The organism is Actinacidiphila sp. bgisy144 (genome assembly GCF_057708105.1).
Map to the genome: position 1 here is coordinate 26,091 of NZ_JBYIRM010000022.1, position 16,179 is coordinate 42,269.

At 72.6% G+C, this 16,179-nt stretch carries 14 protein-coding genes; 7 read left to right on the plus strand and 7 right to left on the minus strand.

Features of this window, described 5'->3' with window-relative positions; all coding sequences use genetic code 11:
- Positions 1 to 172: 172 nt before the first annotated feature.
- The gene (locus tag AC3EVP_RS23975) at positions 173 to 766 is read right to left on the minus strand and encodes a DinB family protein (RefSeq protein ID WP_435132852.1); all 594 of its coding nucleotides are present in this window, start codon (positions 764 to 766) and stop codon (positions 173 to 175) included.
- Positions 767 to 1,472: 706 nt separating this feature from the next.
- Between AC3EVP_RS23975 and AC3EVP_RS23980 the strand changes: the two genes are divergently transcribed.
- The 6 genes from AC3EVP_RS23980 to AC3EVP_RS24005 all read left to right on the plus strand — a co-directional run bounded on the left by AC3EVP_RS23980 (position 1,473) and on the right by AC3EVP_RS24005 (position 7,352).
- Positions 1,473 to 1,748: a hypothetical protein gene (locus AC3EVP_RS23980; RefSeq protein ID WP_334476569.1), complete on the plus strand. Its 276-nt coding sequence runs from the start codon at positions 1,473 to 1,475 to the stop codon at positions 1,746 to 1,748.
- The gene (locus AC3EVP_RS23985; protein ID WP_435132854.1) at positions 1,745 to 2,155 is read left to right on the plus strand and encodes a type II toxin-antitoxin system VapC family toxin; all 411 of its coding nucleotides are present in this window, start codon (positions 1,745 to 1,747) and stop codon (positions 2,153 to 2,155) included. Before AC3EVP_RS23980 ends, AC3EVP_RS23985 begins: the two co-directional genes overlap by 4 nt.
- Positions 2,156 to 2,529: 374 nt before the next feature.
- Positions 2,530 to 2,976, plus strand: coding sequence for a MarR family winged helix-turn-helix transcriptional regulator (locus AC3EVP_RS23990; RefSeq protein ID WP_435132857.1), 447 nt, complete (start codon positions 2,530 to 2,532; stop codon positions 2,974 to 2,976).
- A 97-nt stretch (positions 2,977 to 3,073) separates the two neighbouring features.
- Complete coding sequence (locus AC3EVP_RS23995; RefSeq protein WP_435133038.1) at positions 3,074 to 4,426, plus strand: MFS transporter; 1,353 nt, start codon at positions 3,074 to 3,076, stop codon at positions 4,424 to 4,426.
- Positions 4,427 to 4,592: 166 nt separating this feature from the next.
- A complete protein-coding gene (locus AC3EVP_RS24000; RefSeq protein WP_435132859.1) occupies positions 4,593 to 5,150 on the plus strand; it encodes a cysteine hydrolase family protein in 558 nt (185 codons plus the stop codon).
- A gap of 150 nt (positions 5,151 to 5,300) precedes the next feature.
- A complete protein-coding gene (locus tag AC3EVP_RS24005; RefSeq protein WP_435132862.1) occupies positions 5,301 to 7,352 on the plus strand; it encodes a LamG-like jellyroll fold domain-containing protein in 2,052 nt (683 codons plus the stop codon).
- A gap of 97 nt (positions 7,353 to 7,449) precedes the next feature.
- Here the strand turns inward: AC3EVP_RS24005 and AC3EVP_RS24010 are convergent, their stop codons facing one another.
- The 5 genes from AC3EVP_RS24010 to gmd form a co-directional block, all read right to left on the minus strand.
- Positions 7,450 to 8,331 (minus strand): NmrA family NAD(P)-binding protein, encoded by an 882-nt coding sequence (locus AC3EVP_RS24010; protein WP_435132864.1) that lies wholly within the window; start codon positions 8,329 to 8,331, stop codon positions 7,450 to 7,452.
- Between the two features lie 120 nt (positions 8,332 to 8,451).
- The gene (locus tag AC3EVP_RS24015) at positions 8,452 to 9,276 is read right to left on the minus strand and encodes a glycosyltransferase family 2 protein (protein ID WP_435132867.1); all 825 of its coding nucleotides are present in this window, start codon (positions 9,274 to 9,276) and stop codon (positions 8,452 to 8,454) included.
- On the minus strand, positions 9,273 to 10,076 hold the full coding sequence (locus AC3EVP_RS24020; protein WP_435132870.1) for a hypothetical protein: 804 nt from the start codon (positions 10,074 to 10,076) through the stop codon (positions 9,273 to 9,275). The genes AC3EVP_RS24015 and AC3EVP_RS24020 overlap by 4 nt, the downstream gene beginning before the upstream one ends.
- Complete coding sequence (locus tag AC3EVP_RS24025; RefSeq protein WP_435132873.1) at positions 10,073 to 12,292, minus strand: LamG-like jellyroll fold domain-containing protein; 2,220 nt, start codon at positions 12,290 to 12,292, stop codon at positions 10,073 to 10,075. Before AC3EVP_RS24025 ends, AC3EVP_RS24020 begins: the two co-directional genes overlap by 4 nt.
- Before the next feature lie 129 nt (positions 12,293 to 12,421).
- Positions 12,422 to 13,435, minus strand: a complete 1,014-nt coding sequence (gene gmd, locus AC3EVP_RS24030; RefSeq protein ID WP_435133041.1) for a GDP-mannose 4,6-dehydratase — start codon at positions 13,433 to 13,435, stop codon at positions 12,422 to 12,424.
- A gap of 135 nt (positions 13,436 to 13,570) precedes the next feature.
- Between gmd and AC3EVP_RS24035 the strand changes: the two genes are divergently transcribed.
- A complete protein-coding gene (locus AC3EVP_RS24035; protein ID WP_435132875.1) occupies positions 13,571 to 14,533 on the plus strand; it encodes a GDP-L-fucose synthase family protein in 963 nt (320 codons plus the stop codon).
- An 8-nt stretch (positions 14,534 to 14,541) separates the two neighbouring features.
- Here AC3EVP_RS24035 and AC3EVP_RS24040 read toward each other — a convergent pair whose 3' ends face one another.
- On the minus strand, positions 14,542 to 16,158 hold the full coding sequence (locus tag AC3EVP_RS24040) for an exopolysaccharide biosynthesis polyprenyl glycosylphosphotransferase (protein ID WP_435132878.1): 1,617 nt from the start codon (positions 16,156 to 16,158) through the stop codon (positions 14,542 to 14,544).
- Positions 16,159 to 16,179 lie beyond the last annotated feature (21 nt).

Consider the following 16,179-nt stretch of genomic DNA (forward strand, 5'->3'; position numbering starts at 1 on the left):
CTGTGCCGTCGCACGTGGTGCAGGGAGCGGGGGGCCAGTGGGGCAGGAGGGTGCGCCGCGTCCCTGGCAGGGGCGGCAGAACAGGGCGCGGTCGAGGGTGCCGGAGGCGTCGGCGGACTTGGCGGCGCATTTGGCCACGTAGGCGGCCACGGCCTGATCGGTGAATTCGGTGTCAGCGTCGAAGGCGGCGATCTCGCGTACGCGATCTGGCGGCCTGCTCGATCTTCGCGCGGTACGCGGCGCGGGCGACCTCATCGATCCGCGTCTCGTGTTCGGGGCGCATCCCGGTTCGGCCGTCGACGCCTTCGCGCAGGATGTCGGCGTGCCCGGCGTGCCGGTTGGTCTCGCCGAGGACGTGGACCATGACGGCGAAGAGGTTCGTGCGGGAATGGGGCTCCGGCCACCACGGCACGTGGCCGGGGGCATCGAGGGGAAGCTCGTTGATCCTCGCGTCCGAGTGTTCCCACGTGCGCCGGTAGAACTCGATGATCTGATCGCGGGTCTCGTCCTCGGTCGCCCACAGATCGCTGCCGTCGTGGTCCTGCCACCGGGGCAGCGGTTCCGGGGAAGGGCGGCCGAAGACGTCGCCGAAGTACCTGGCCTCGACACTGGCCACGTGTTTGACCAGGCCGAGGAGGTTGCTCCCGGTCACGGTCAACGGCCGGCGGCTGTCGTACTCGGACAAGCCGTCGAGCTTCCAGACCAGCGCCTCGCGGTCCCGCCGCAGTCTCCCGTGCAGGTGGTCCTTGGCGAATTCATCGATCATGCGGGAGGAGCCTGCCATGGGCTGCTCGCGGCCTCAACGTCCCGTGCGGTGCCAGGTGTGGACGACGCGGTCGCGCCGGCCCGCCGGCGGGTGGACGTCGGCGCGGGGTCTCCTCTGGGACGGGGAGTGATACCAGCCCGCACTCCCCGTCACAGCTGCCGCGTGAGAACGGTATTAGGCGGTGGGGAACTGCCGGGCCTCGTCGGTGGTGAGCGGGTTGAAGCGTCGGGGTCGGGGTGTGCCGGTGCGGACGTTGTGCGTTCAGATCTTCTTCACGAGGTTCGAGGTTCTAGGCGGGCCCGGCCCGCTGGAGCTGGCCGAGCGTTGCCGACTGAGCCGCTGTTCGCCCACATGATCAGGCGCTACTGGACCGGGACGAGGCACCAACTGACCAGATGCTTCGTGCTGACCGGGGTCGTGACCAAGGGCGGTGGACGGCACTGCTCACTGCGGGGAGTGGGACCCCAGCGGCGCACCCTCGCGGCGGCCCCCTCCCCGCCAGGCCTCCTCGCTCCCGCGCTGGCGGGGCGTTGGCACTGCCACGACGCCCAGGACCGCCCTCTCCGGCGAATGGGCCGCCGGGGAAGTACCAGGCAGGCACACGCGGGGGCACCGAGCAAGTTCCTCGCAGCCCTCGGGCGACTGCGGGGGTGAACCTCTGTCGATCCGGCTGTCCGAGGGCGTGGGGCCGTCTTACACTGCTGGCGTGACCGCTGCATACGACTACGAGGACATGCACCACCTGGTGGACCGGCTCACCCCGACCCAGGTGCGACGCCTGCGCCTGCTCGTCACCCAGGACGAGGAACTGTCCCAGGTCGCCCAGTCACTGCCGGCAGTCGACGCGAACGAGGCCGAGGAGTCGGTCCCGGCTGGGCTGCTGGCCCTGATCGGCAGCGTGAATGGTCCAGAGGATCTGGCTGAACGGCACGACGACTACATCCGCGAGCGGATGCGCGAGCGCTTCGGCGACTCGGCGTGATCGCCACGGTCCTGGACACCGGACCCCTGGCGGCGGCGTTCAACGCGGCCGACCGGCGTCACCCGGAGTGCGCCTCCCTGCTGACGTCGCTGACCGGTCGCCGTCTGCTGCCCAGCCCGGTCATGACCGAGGTCTGCTGGCTGCTGGAGCGCTGGCCCCAGGTCGAAGCGGCCTTCCTCGCCGAGGTCGCACGGGGAACATTCGAGCTGGTCCACCTCACTCCCGCCGATCTGACGCGCATGGGTGAGCTGGTCCTCCAGTACGCCGACTTCCCGCTCGGCGGGGTCGACGCCTCCGTCTTCGCGGTGGCCGAGCGCTTCGGCGTGGACCGGGTAGCCACCCTCGACCGGCGGCACTTCAGCGTAGTCAAGCCCGCCCACGTTCCCGCGCTGACACTCCTGCCGTAGCCCCGCTGACGGCAACAAGCACGGACGCCAGGGCACAACTACGGACGCCAGCGGAGCACGAAACCGCCGATGACCTGCGAAAACGCAGGTGGGGCGGGGTCGCCTAGCACACGTACTATGTGCTGGCGGCCGCCACGCCGGTACTCGTTCACAACTCAGACTGTGGCCCTTGGAACTCGTACCGGAAATTCGATGCCGACGGTCATCCGGTGGGTGACGGAAATGTCGACCAGTTGCCCCGCTCCACCCCGCGCCCCCGGGAGGACTCGTACGGGTTCTCCCGGGGGCGTTGGTGTGCGGCCCGAGGGGAGGTGCACAGGCTAGCTGCGCAGGAAAACTGGACAGTTTGGGCTGTCTAAATTACGGTGGGGTGCATGAGCACAGAGAGCACCCCGTCGGCCTCGGCGGTTCGGGCGTCGAATGACGTGCGGGCCGTGATCAGGCGGCTGCGCCGCAAGGTGCGGGCTGCCGCGGCGGACGACGGCTTCGTGTTCGCCCGGATGTCGGTGCTCGGGCAGCTGATGGACAACGACCACCTCACCGTGAGCGACCTCGCCGCGATCGAGGGGATGCGGCACCAGTCGATGGCCGCGACGATCGCCGGGCTGGCCGAGCTGGGGATGGTCGAGCGCCGCCGGGACCCGGAGGACGGCCGGCGGCTGCTGATCGGGCTCACCGCGGAGGGGCGGCGCCAGGCCGAAGCGGGACGGCAGGCGCGCGGCGAATGGCTGGCGGGCGAGCTGGAGCACAAGTGCACCGAGGAAGAGCGGCAGACCGTGATCGCCGCCATGGCCGTACTGGAGCGACTCGTCCGTGACTGAGCAGGAGCAGGGGCAGGAAGAGGTCCAGGAGCAGGCCGCCGAGGCCGCGCCCGGCGCCCCCGCCGGCAAGGCGTTCGACCGCCGCCTCATCCCCCCGATGATGCTGGGATCGGTGCTCAACCCGATCAACTCCACGATCATCGCGGTCGCCCTCGTGCCGATCGGCAAGGCGTTCGGGGCGCCGCCCTCGCAGACCGCGTGGCTGGTCTCGGCGCTGTACCTGGCCACCGCGCTGGGCCAGCCGATCGTCGGGCGGCTGATCGACATCTTCGGCCCGCGCCGGCTGTTCCTGCTGAGTACGGGGCTGGTCGGCGTCGCCGGGGTCGTCGGCACCCTGGCGCCCGACCTGGGGGTGCTGATCGCCGCGCGGGTCGTGCTCGGCTTCGGCACGTGCGCGGGCTACCCCGCCGCGATGGCGCTGCTGCGCAGCGAGGCCGCGCGGACCGGCCAGGACAGCCCGGCGGGCGTGCTGACCACCCTCGCCGTCGCCAACCAGACGATCGCCGTGGTCGGCCCGCTGCTGGGCGGCGTGCTGATCGGACTGGGCGGCTGGCGCGTCACCTTCGCGCTCAACATCCCGCTGTCCGTGCTCGCGGTCGCGCTCGGCGCCCTGCGGCTGCCGAAGCAGGAGGGCCAACGGCCCAGAGCCCGGCGGGAGTTGGCCGCACGCATCGACCTGCCCGGCATGGGCCTGTTCGCGGCGATGCTCTTCTCCCTGCTGCTCTTCCTGATGAACCTGCACCTCGCCAACTGGTACCTGCTGCTGATCACCCTCGCCGCCGGAACCGCCTTCGCCGTACGGGAGTTGCGCGCCCCCACCCCCTTCATCGATCTGCGAGTGCTGGGCGGCAACACCCCGCTGCTCGCCACCTACGGCCGGTCGCTGGTCGCGTACGTCGTGTCGTACGCCTTCCTCTACGGCTTCACGCAGTGGACCGAGGAGGGGTACGGGCTGACGCCCTTCCACGCCGGGCTGGTGCAGATACCGATGTTCCTGGTGGGGATCTGCGTGTCCGTGACGGTCGGGCGGCGGCGCGGGGTGGTCGGGAAGCTGCTGCTCGGCGCGGTGGGCCAGATCGCGGCGTGCGCGCTGATGCTGGGCCTCACGGCGGGCAGCCCGCTGTGGATGCTGGTGCTGCTGGCCGTCGTCTTCGGTGTGCCGCAGGGCGCGAACAGCCTCGCGTTGCAGAACTCCGTGTACTTCCAGTCCGATCCGGAGCGCACCGGGTCCTCGGCGGGGCTGCTGCGGACCTTCGGCTACCTCGGGTCGATGATCGCCTCCTCCGCCACCGCCGTGTCCTTCGGCGACCGCGCGAGCACCGGCGGGATGCACCACCTGGCGTGGTTCATGCTCGGCGCGGGGGCGCTGTACCTGCTGGCCACCGCCTTCGACCGCACGCTGCGGCGCCTGCCGACCGGGGACGCGCCGGGGAAACGATCCGCCGCGTAAAACACCTACCGGCCAGCCACCCGGTCACCCGCCCGGCCAACGACCAACTCCCTTGCCGCGCCCGCCCGTCGGCCCGCCCGCCCCGCGCCCGCGGCCACCCAGCCCCCACCCATTTCCGCACCTCCGCACCTCCGCACGACGAACCACCCTCACGAAAGGCCGAACCGTGTCCCGTACCGCCCTGCTCGCCATGGACCTCCAGCGGACCACCGTCACGCACGTGTCCCCGGACTACGTCCCGGCCGCCGCGGCTGCCCTGGCAACCGCCCGTGCCGCCGGCGTCCCGGTCATCCACGTCGCGCTGCGGCTGCGCGCCGGGCACGTGGACGCGCACCCGCGCAACAAGATCTTCGGCGCCCTGCCGAAGCACCTGTTCACCGCCGATGACCCCGGCGCCGCCTTCCACCCCGAACTGGCCCCGGTCGGCGACGAGATCGTGGTCCACAAGAACCGCGTCAGCGCCTTCGCGGGTAACAACCTCCGGCAGATCCTCGCCGCGCAGGGCATCGACCGCCTCGCCCTGGCCGGGATCGCCACCAGCGGCATCGTGCTGTCCACCGCGCTCGAGGCGGCCGACCTGGACTACCAGGTCACGGTCCTCTCCGACGCCTGCGCCGACTCCGACCCCGAGGTGCACGAGATGCTCCTGACCAGGCTGCTCAACCGCCGGGTGGACGTGGCCACCACCAAGGAGTGGGCGGCCGCCCTGGAGTCCGCGCACTGAGCACGACCGCGGGTCACCCGGCTACCACACCGGGTGACCCGCGGCCCGGAGTTGGGGGAGAGTTCGGCGGACGGACCCCGAAGTGCCGTGCCGCCGTAGGCGGAAGATCCCTAGCGTGACGCCGTTCGAATCCCCACCTTTGGAGTGGACATGCACGGCTCACCCGACAGCGCGCCCGGGTCCCACCAGGCGCACGAGACCAGCGGCGGCGAGGACGGGCAGTGCGCCTGCCCGCGCACCGCGGACCTGGACGGCGAGGGCATCGCCGCCGCCAGCCGCCGCACCTTCCTGCGCGGCGCCGGCGTGCTGAGCGCGGGCGCGGCCGCGGCGGGCCTGCTCGGCACGGCCCCCGCGTACGCCGCAGCCGACAGCAAGGGCGGCAAGGGCAGCGGCGGCAGCGGCAGCGGCAAGGACGACGACCCGTACGGCCAGACGGCCATGACGCCCGCGCCGCGCGGCAAGTGGAGCCCGGACCCGGACGACCCCCGGTTCACCGTCGTGGTGATGCCCGACACCCAGTACATGTTCGACCAGGACCGCATCCACCCGGTGCCGGTCGAGGCGTCGTTCCGCTACGTGCTGGACCCGGCCGGGCGCGCCGGCGGCGACGACGAGAACATCGTCTTCCTCGCGCACCTCGGCGACGTCACCAACAACGGCCTGGCCGAGGAGTACACCGCGGCCACCAAGGTCTTCGACATGCTGGACCGGGCGGGCGCGGCGTACGGCGTCCTCGCGGGCAACCACGACGTCTCCGGCGACGACCAGCGCGGCTCCACCCCCTACCTCCAGACCTTCACCCCTGCGCGGGCCAAGCGCACCGCGGGCTACCACTCCTCCAGCCCGGACGGCTACAACACCAGCCACGTCTTCAAGGCCGGCGGCCGCTCCTGGATGCTGCTCTCGCTGGACTGGCGGCTGTCGGAGCAGGGCTTCGCGTGGGCCAACGCGGTGATCAAGGCCAACCCGACGCTCCCGGTGATCGTGACCACCCACGAGATCGTCGGCTCCTACGACGACGGCACCGCGGGCCTGTCGGACTACGGCCAGCAGATGTGGGACGGCCTGATCAAGGACAACGACCAGATCTTCCTGACCCTCAACGGCCACTACTGGCCGCCCGGCAGCACCGTGATGAAGAACAGCGCCGGCAACGACGTGCACCTGCACATCACCAACTACCAGGACCGGTACTACGGCGGCGCGGGCATGATCCGCTCCTACCGCTTCGACCTGACCCGCGGGGTGATCGACGTCGCGACGTTCTCGCCCTGGATTCGCGAGCTTGCGGCCGACGACGAGCTCAACGACCTCGCCGCGAAGGAGATCGAACTGACCTCCTCCGTCGACCGGTTCTCGATGGCGATCGACTTCGACCAGCGGTTCGCGGGCTTCGCACCGGTGCCGGCGCGCGCCGCCCGCCCCGCGCGGCGGATGCTGGTGCCGGGCACCCTGGCGTACTGGCGCTTCGACGAAGGCGGCAAGTCGGGGTCGAACGTGGCGGCGGGCACCGTGGTCAAGGACCAGACCGGCCAGGGCAACGACCTTGCCCTGCACAGCGTTTCGGGCAGCGCCGCCGACGCGCTGACCTGGACCGGCGACCACCACCCCGACCAGCCCGGCCACGGCAGCCTGGTCTTCGCCGGACAGGGCAACCCGGTCACGGGGGCGTACTTCCGCACCGTGGACGGCGCGCCGATCAACGCCGAGACCTTCACCCGCGGTTACACCTTCGAGGTCTTCTTCAAGGTGCCCTCCGACTGGGACGGCGGCCGCAACGGCTGGTCGTCGATGCTCAGCCGCAGCGGCAGCGCGGGCAAGGCGGGCAAGACCGGCGCCTCGGCGACCGCCGACGAGCCGGTCCTGACGCTGAGCCTGTCCAGCTCGATCGAACTCCAGTGGAACGTCTACCCGGTCAACCAGGACGGCGCGGCCACCAACTGGAGCCACCTGCTCCAGCAGGAGGAGTGGTGGCACGTCGCGGTCGTCAACGACGGCCGGATCACCAAGCTGTACGTCAACGGCTGCGAGGAGGGCCGCAACCCCAACAGCACCAACACCGGCCTGACCGCGCTCGACCTGCCCTTCCTGCTGGGCGGTTACGAGTGGGCCGGCGCGGTCAGCCAGGTCTTCCACGGCTCGATCGGCGACGTGCGCATCGTGGACCGCGCGCTCGCGCCGAGCAGCTTCATGAACGCCTGAGGCCCACCCGGACGGCTCGGACGGCTCCGGTGGTCCGACGACCCGACGGCCCGACGGCGGCGGAGCGGTGCGCGACCGCCCGCCGCCGTAAGGGTGTTCAGCCCGCCTCGACCGCGGGCCTGAGCACCTCCCGCATCCACTGGCGGTAGCTCGTCGGCGCGGTGTTCTCCGGGGTGCGCACGGCCGCGTTGTCCAGGCCGCGCGCCTTGGCGGCGGCCATGTCGAGCAGGCTGCCGGCCATCGCCTCGGAGAACCCGTACCCGGTCAGCTGCTGCCGGGTCTGCTCGCGGTCGGCCTGCTCGTAGCGGACCGGGATGCCGAGCACCTCGGCGGCGAGCGCGGCGACCTCCTCGAAGGTCAGGTCCTCCGGGCCGAGCAGGTCCAGGGTGTCCTGACCGGTCCAGGAGCGGTCGCGCAGCAGGCGGGCGGCGAGGTCGGCGATGTCGCGGGTGGCGGTGAACGGCAGCTTGACGTCCCCGGGGACCGTCTCGGTGATGACCCCGCGCTGCCGGATCTGCGCCACCTGCCGGGTCAGGTTGTCCATGAAGCTCGGAATGGCCAGCGCCCGGAAGTGCACGCCGGTGCTGCGGATCAGGTCCTCCATCGCCAGCGACCCCGAGACGTGGCCCGCGTACAGCTGCGTGCCGCGGCCGAGCGCGGAGACGGTGACGACGTGCCGCACGCCGTGCCGGACGACCGCGTCGGCGAAGGGGATGCTGAAGGTGACATAGGCGTCGTAGACGCTGGCCGCGCGCGAGTCCGCCGGGACCAGCCAGAACACCGACTCCGCGCCCTCGACCGCGCGCTCGGCGACCTCGCGGTCCCGATGCGAGCCGACCACCACCTCCACCCGCTCGCGCACGGCTGCCGGCAGCCGGTCCGGGTCGCGCACCACCACCCGGACCTGCTCGCCGTGGTCCAGCAGGTCGGTCAGGACCCGGCTGCCGATGTGTCCGGTCGGTGCGGTGACGACGATCATGATGCGTCCTCCAGCTCGTGAAGTAAACTCCACCGTAGAGTTTACTTCATTGCCGGGGGAGGCCCGCACCCGTGCGGGCGGGCCGGCCGGGCCGGGGCGCCCGCACGGGGTGGATCGGGCTCAACCGCGCCGGTACTCGCGGGCCTTGAGGCCGATCTGCCAGCGGTAGAAGCTCATCGCCAGCGCGTAGTCCAGGCCGGCCCGGCCGTCGAGGAAGCCCCGCCGGTAGACGTAGGCGTACGCGAAGGAGACCAGCGGCTTCAGCGGCGCCCGGTGGAAGAGCTGCCCCTGCCGGGACTTCACCCGGCGGATGTCCTCCTTCACCGCCGGATGGACCTCCAGCCACGCCTCCCAGTCGGAGTAGCGGTTGTGGCGCTCGAACCAGGTGCGCACCGGGTCGAGGTCCTCGTGCTCGATCGAGGCGCGCAGCCGCGCCGCGGAGGGCGCCAGCGGCTGGTAGTGGCCCTCCTGCTCGCCCATGCCGGGCGCGTCGAGGTCGGCGGGCTCGGGGAAGCGGCAGCGGGTGCGGTCGAGCAGGGCCCGCTTGACGATGGTGTGGCCGTGCCGCAGCCGCCGCCCGGCGAACCAGTAGCCGAGCGGGATGTCGAACGCGGCCACCGACGGCGGCCCGGCGGCGAAGGCGGCCCGCAGTTCGGCGAGCAGTTCGCGGCTGGGCGTCTCGTCGCCGTCGAGGAAGAGCACCCACGGGATCTCGGGCCGGACCCGGTCCAGGCACCACTGCTTCTTCTTCGGGTAGCCGCCGTCCCAGGTGTACTCGACCACCTCCGCGCCCAGCCCCGCCGCGATCTTGCAGGTGTCGTCGGTGCTGTGCGAGTCCACCACGACCACCGCCCGGACGTGGCCGATGACGGAGGAGACCGTACGGGCGATGTTCTCCGCCTCGTTCCTGGTCGGGATCACCACGACCAGCGGGAGTGTGCTCACGATGTCCTTCCGGAAGGGGTGGCGGACGGGGAGGAGGGCGCGCCCGGGGACGTGCTCGGGGACGCCGAGGCCGACGGGGCCGGTGCGGTGATCGGCGGCAGCCAGGCGTAGCAGCCGCTGGAGCTGACCGTGCGCGCGCCGGGCGCCACCGTCAGCACCGCCTTCGCCGGGGTCGCGGCCGCACCCGACGCGAGCGTTGTGCCGTCGGCGCCGGTCACCCGCCAGGTGCAGGTGGGCGACACGCTCGGCGCCCGGTAGCGCCCCGGCGCCACCGACGTGCCCGCGACCGCCCGCGCCGCCACCGGGTGGGTGCCGTCGCCGAAGCCGTGCGCGGCCGCGGTCACGACGTACGCCTGGTCCGGGCACAGGGTGCGGGCGGCCGCGGTGGCGCCGGACAGGCTGATGTCGCCGGTGACGACGGCGCTCGCCGCCACCGCCGGGTCGATCGCGGAGGTACGGGTCAGCCGGTCGCACACCTCCTGGCCGCCTTCGAGGACGGCCACCGGGTCCTCGCCCTTGGGCACCCGCCCGGACAGGTACTTCTTCTCCGGCGCGCTGAAGGCGCCGCCGCCGGGCGGGGTGAGCTGGCTGTCGGGCACCTTCGGGCCGGAGGCGGCCGAGCCGGCCGCCTCGCTGGGAGCGTCGGCGCCGTGCGCGCCGCCGCTGCCCGCCGAGGCGGTGGCGGGCGCCGCGGTCGCGTGGTGCCCGCCGCTGCCGCAGGCGGCGAGCAGCGCCACCGCCGCCGCCGTCGCGAGGACGGCGGCGGTGGCGCGGCGGGCGCGCGCGGGGCGGACGCTCACTTGGCCGTCCCCAGCGTGTAGTGCTTCGCGACCTGCGCGGCGGTCAGCACCGTGGGGTAGACGGCGGCCTCGTCGATCGAGCCGGCGAAGTCGTCGCTGGTCGGCCGGTTCGGCCAGCCGTTGAGGTTGTCACCGCCGACCCGCCAGTAGCCGGTGTACGCCTGGCTGCCGGTCATGGTCGTGCTGGACGCCTTGAGCACGCCGTCGACGTAGAGCTTCGAGCCGCCGCTGCCCTCGGTGGCGACCACCTGGTGCCAGGCGCCGTCGTTGTACTTGGCGGAGCTGGTGAGCGTCTGGACCTTGGTGCTGACCGCGCCGTAGACCACCTGGCCGCTGTTGAGCATGTAGATGTGCTTGTCGTAGTAGACGCTGGTCTGCGTCGGGTCGTTGCCGAAGCCGATGATCTTGCCGCCGGTGGTGGTGGTCGTCCTGAACCACGCCTCGACGCTGAACGTCTTCGGCTGCGGGTGCGAGCGGTCGCCGTACGTCCACTGCGAACTGCCGTTGAACGTGTACGCCTTGGAGCCCGGCACCGCGCCCGTCACGCCGTGCACCGGGCCGCCGACGCTGACGCCGCTCTCGTTGGACGCCGAGGAGTCCGCGGTGTAGGAGCCGGACGCCGCGTCGTACCGCCAGTACAGCGTGGCGCCGTCGGCGAGCACCTGCGTCGGGTACGCCTCCGCCGAAGCCGGCACCGTGGCCGAGGCGTTGGGCGACAGTGCGGTGGTGTTGGTGCCGTCGCTCGCGGTGACCCGGTAGGTGTACTTCACGCCCGGGCTCACGTCGGTGTCGGTGAAGGACAGCTGCGGGCGCACCCACGGCAGCGAACTGGCGGTGGTGGTGTAGATCGGCGTGGTGGCGCCGTTGCGGTACACCCGGTACGTCAGCAGGCTGTCGTCGTTGTCCAGGCTCGACTGCCAACTCACCTTCACCGCACCGGGCTTGATGCTGGTCACCGAGGTCTGCGGCAGGCTGGGCGCGGTGGTGTCGGGGGTGCTGGGGAAGCGGGTCAGGCCCTGCTGCGCGGTGCCGTTGACGGTGGTGAACTCCCCGCCGACCCACAGGTACTCGGTGCTGCCGACCTTCGAGAACGACATCACCCGCGGGCCGATCTGCTCGCCGATCCCGTCGTTGGTGTCGGGGAACCAGGAGACCAGGTGCGGGTCGCCGACCGGCTCGGCGAGCAGGTGCTTGCGCACGCCGTTGGGGTACTCGCCCATGCTGGAGCAGTCGTGGGCGTGGCTGCCGCTGTACAGCACGCTCCCGTAGACCGCGACGGTCTGGGTGGCGCCCAGGCAGTTGTCCCGCCAGACCTGGCTGAAGTCGGTGAGGCTGAAGCGCGCCCGGCCGTCGAACACCCCGCCGCCGGTGCCCTCGTTGCCGGTGTAGAAGCTGTTGCTCGCCGGGTCGACGTAGATGGTCTTGGTGACCGAGGCGGCGTCGAAGAAACCGGTCGGGTACGCCTTCACCAGCGCGCCGGTGGCCGCGTCGACCACGGCCAGGGAGTGCGAGTCGGTGCCGTCCACGGTGTTGAAGTCGCCGCCGAGGATGACGTCCTTGCCGTCGGGGGTCAGCGCGAGGGCCCGGCCCGGGTTGTCGACGTTCGGCGTCCACGGCAGCAGTGCGCCGTCCGAGGCGCTGACCGCCGCGTAGCGGTGCCGGGTGGTGCCGCCGACCGAGGTCACGTCGCCGCCGAAGTAGACCGCGTCGTCGGTGGCCACGATGGTGCGCACGGTGCCGGAGACCGCCGGGCGGAAGGTGGTGCGCACCGTACAGGTGGCCAGGTCGATCGCGGCCAGGCTGCTGACGCCGGTGCCGCTGACCGAGCCGAAGAAGCCGCCCGCGTAGAGCGTCTTGCCGTCGGGCGAGACAGCCAGGGCGCGGACGGTGGCGTTGTCCGAGCCGACCGTGAACGACGGCTGGCAGCCGGCCGGTTGGCCGGTGGCCGCGTCGAAGGACGCGAAGTTCGCCGCCGCCGTCTCCTGGGTGCCCGCGGCCGCGCCCGGCGGGCGGATCGTGGAGAAGGTGCCGCCCGCGAACACGTCACCGCCCGACTGCGCCATCGCCCAGACGATGCCGTTCGTCTGGTAGGTGGGCAGGTTTCCCGCGGTGATCCCGACGGGTGCTTGCAGTGCGGTCGCCGACGGCGGCCCCACCATCCCCAATGCCGCGGCTGCCAAGGCGAGGGCAGCGGTCAACACCGGCCATCTGCGCATGGGTTGCTCTCCTCTGGAACGGATAGGCGGGTGGTGCGGGGGCGTTGTACTCAGGTGCGTGCCGTGCGTGCTGCTTCAGGTAGGTGCTGTGCTTCCGGTACGTGCTGTGCTGCCGTACGCGCGGGGGCGCTAGCGGTCGATGCGGACGGCCGCGCCCGCGAGCTGGTCCGCCACCTGCTGGATGTCGGCGTCCACCATCAGCCGGGCCAACTCCTCGGCCTCGACCCGTGGTTGCCAGCCGAGCAGCTCGCGGGCCTTGGAGGCGTCGCCGATCAGCGCGTCCACCTCGCTGGGCCGCTCGTACTTCGGGTCGTAGCGCACGTGCTCGGCCGGGTCCAGGCCGGCGTGCGCGAAGGCCGTGTCCAGGAACTGCCGTACGGTGGCGGGCCGTCCGGTGGCCACCACGTAGTCCTCGGGCTCGGCGCGCTGGAGCATCCGCCACATCGCGTCCACGTACTCCGGCGCGTAGCCCCAGTCCCGGACCGCGTCCAGGTTCCCGAGGTAGAGCCGGTCCTGGAGGCCCGCCTTGATCCGGGCCACCGCGCGGGTGATCTTCCGGGTCACGAAGGTCTCACCGCGGCGCGGCGACTCGTGGTTGAACAGGATGCCGTTCACCGCGTACATCCCGTACGCCTCGCGGTAGTTGACCGTCGCCCAGTAGCCGAAGACCTTCGCGCAGGCGTATGGGCTGCGCGGGTGGAAGGGGGTGCCCTCGTGCTGCGGCGGCGGGGTGGCGCCGAACATCTCGGAGGAGGACGCCTGGTAGACGCGGGCGTCGCTGCCGCTGGCCCGTACCGCCTCCAGCAGCCGCAGCGCGCCGAGCCCGGTGACGTCACCGGTGTACATCGGCGCGTCGAAGGAGACCCGCACATGCGACTGGGCGCCGAGGTTGTAGATCTCGTCCGGCCGCACCTCGCGCAGCAGGTTCACCAGCCCCACCCCGTCGGCCAGGTCCGCGTGGTGCAGCACCAGCGACCGGTGCGCCTCCTGCGGGCCCTGGTAGATGTGGTCGATCCGCTCGGTGTTGAACGACGAGGAGCGCCGCACGATGCCGTGCACCGTGTAGCCCTTCGACAGCAGCAGTTCGGCCAGGTACGAGCCGTCCTGCCCGGTGACGCCGGTGATGAGGGCGGTCTTGCCCACGGGTTCCCCCAAGAGGTGGAGTGGTCGGGCGGACACCCGGGACAGGGTGCCAGGGCGAGTCGGCCGAAGTCAGGGAATTGACGGAAAGAAGGGATCGGCGCCGCGGTGTCCCGATCGGCTGGCACAATCGCCGCCATGAGCGAACTGCTGCCGCCCGGCGCCCGGATATTCGTCGCCGGCCACCGCGGGCTGGTCGGCTCCGCGATCGCCCGCCGGCTGACCGCCGACGGCCACCGGGTGCTCACCCGCACCCGCGCCGAACTCGACCTGCGCGACGCCGCCGCCACGGCCGCCTACCTGCACGGCACCCGGCCCGACGCGGTGGTGCTCGCCGCCGCCCGGGTCGGGGGGATCATGGCCAACGCCACCCACCCGGTGCAGTTCCTGGAGGACAACCTCGCCATCCAGCTCAGCGTGATCGCCGGCGCCCACCAGGCGGGCGTGGCCCGCCTGCTCTTCCTCGGCTCCAGCTGCATCTACCCGCGGCTGGCCGAGCAGCCCATCCGCGAAGAGGCCCTGCTCACCGGCCCGTTGGAGCCCACCAACGAGGCGTACGCGCTCGCCAAGATCGCCGGCATCGTCCAGGTGCGCTCCTACCGGCGGCAGTACGGCGCCGGCTTCGTCTCCGCGATGCCCACCAACCTCTACGGGCCCGGCGACAACTTCGACCTCGCCACCTCGCACGTGCTGCCCGCACTCATCCGCCGCTTCCACGAAGCCGCGCAGGGCGGCCTGCCCGAAGTGGTGCTGTGGGGCAGCGGCACCCCGCGCCGAGAGTTCCTGCACGTCGACGACCTCGCGTCGGCCTGCGCGCTGCTGCTGCGCCGCTACGACGCGGACGAACCGGTCAACGTCGGCTGCGGCACCGACCTGACCATCCGCGAACTCGCCGAGACCGTACGGGACGTGGTCGGCTACCGCGGCGCGATCGGCTGGGACACCGGCAAGCCCGACGGCACCCCGCGCAAACTGCTGGACGTGACCCGGCTGCACGCGCTGGGCTGGCGGCCGCGGATCGCGCTGCGCGACGGCATCGCCGCGGTCTACGACCACTGGCGCACCGCGCCCGCCGCCGCCCGGTCTGTGTCCGGCTCCTGACCGGCCCATCAGTACGCACCGCGCCCGTCGACGACCGCCCGCAGCGTGCGGGTCATCACGTCCACGTCCCCGGCGAGCGACCAGTTGTCGACGTACCGCAGGTCGATCGCCAGCGTCTCGTCCCACGACAGCTCGCTGCGCCCGCTGACCTGCCACAGCCCGGTGATGCCCGGGCGCACCGCGAGCCGCCGGCGGGCCACCTCGTCGTAGCGGGCCACCTCGTCCGGCAGCGGCGGGCGCGGGCCGACCAGCGACATCTCGCCGCGCAGCACGTTCAGCAGCTGCGGCAACTCGTCCAGCGAGCAGCGCCGCAGCACCCGGCCGACCGCGGTGATCCGCGGGTCGCGGCGCATCTTGAACATCAGCCCGTCGTGTTCGTTGCCGCCGGCCTGCTCCAACTCCGCCCGGCGGGACTCCGCGTCGGCGACCATGGTGCGGAACTTCCACATGGTGAACGGCGCGCCCGCCCGCCCGTGCCTGGTCTGCCGGTGGAAGACCGGGCCCCGCGAGGAGCAGCGGACCGCGGCGGCCAGCACCGCGAACAGCGGGGCCAGCAGCAGCAGTCCGAGCGCCGCTCCGGCCCGGTCCAGCGCCGCCTTCACCGCGACCGGCGCACCGGAGCGGGCCGGCGGCGCGATGTGCAGCAGCGCCAGGCCCGCGGGCGCGTCCAGTTGCATACGGCCCACCCCGACGTCCACCAGGCCGGGCGCCACCGCCAGCGGCACCAGCGCGTCGTGCAGCGCCCACGACAGGCGGCGCAGCCGCTCGGCGGACAGCCGCGGGCCCGGCAGCACCAGGACGAGTTCGGCCCGGTGCTCGCGGACCGCGCCCAGCACGATGCCCGCGTCCTCGGCCGGGCCGCTGGGCGCCACCGGCCCGAGCCGCGTGGTGACCGGCGCCCCGCTCGCCACGCGCGCGCCGCCGACCGGCACCACCCCCACCACTACGTAGGCGTGGTCGGTGCGGGCGGCGAGATGGCCCACCACGTCGTCGGCGGCGGCCGGTTCGCCGACCACCAGCACCCGGCGCACCGCGTGCGCGCAGCGCCGGGCGGCGACCAGGTGGCGGTGCGCGGCGGTCCGGGTCGCCACCGCGACCAGCGGCGCGGCGGCGACCCCGGCGAGCGCCTGCGCGGCGCCGACCTGCTCGTCCGCCGCCAGGAGCAGCACCGCCAGCACCCCGAGCAGCACCAGCCAGTCGGCGACGACGGCGGTCACACCGCTGCGCTCGCCGAGTTCGGCGGCGGTGTAGCGGCGGCGGCAGGCGCGGACGGCGAGCCAGGCCGCGGCCGCCGCCGCGCCCGCCGCGGCGGCGTGCGGCTGCCCGGCGCGGTGCAGCAGCGCGGCCGGCGGGAGGGCGGCGGCCAGCGCGTCGGCGGTCAGCGTCAGAGGCAGGTACCAGAGCGCCTTGTCGCCGTAGCCGCTGTGTGCGCGGTGCACGCCGTGCCAGCCGGGCAGGGTGCGGGCGCGGTACGGGGACGGCGGTGTCTCCGCCGCCCCGGATAAGGCGGGCAGGACCGGCGGGGCGGGCCGCGCGGAGCGCGGGCGGAACCGGCGCCGTGGCTCGCCTTCCACGGGTATTGCGGGCAGTACGGGTGTAGCCGGGGTTGTTTCGGTACGCCGCATGGACCCCCCTGGCACATCGCG

Excerpts from the sequence above, each read along its gene's own strand:
- AC3EVP_RS24005 (WP_435132862.1), top strand. The coding sequence starts at position 5,301 with ATGCACGGCTCACCCGACAGCGCGCCCGGGTCCCACCAGGCGCACGAG.
- AC3EVP_RS24040 (WP_435132878.1), bottom strand. The coding sequence starts at position 16,158 with ATGCGGCGTACCGAAACAACCCCGGCTACACCCGTACTGCCCGCAATA.
- AC3EVP_RS24035 (WP_435132875.1), top strand. The coding sequence starts at position 13,571 with ATGAGCGAACTGCTGCCGCCCGGCGCCCGGATATTCGTCGCCGGCCAC.
- AC3EVP_RS24010 (WP_435132864.1), bottom strand. The coding sequence starts at position 8,331 with ATGATCGTCGTCACCGCACCGACCGGACACATCGGCAGCCGGGTCCTG.
- AC3EVP_RS23995 (WP_435133038.1), top strand. The coding sequence starts at position 3,074 with ATGATGCTGGGATCGGTGCTCAACCCGATCAACTCCACGATCATCGCG.
- AC3EVP_RS23975 (WP_435132852.1), bottom strand. The coding sequence starts at position 766 with ATGATCGATGAATTCGCCAAGGACCACCTGCACGGGAGACTGCGGCGG.
- AC3EVP_RS24025 (WP_435132873.1), bottom strand. The coding sequence starts at position 12,292 with ATGCGCAGATGGCCGGTGTTGACCGCTGCCCTCGCCTTGGCAGCCGCG.
- AC3EVP_RS23990 (WP_435132857.1), top strand. The coding sequence starts at position 2,530 with ATGAGCACAGAGAGCACCCCGTCGGCCTCGGCGGTTCGGGCGTCGAAT.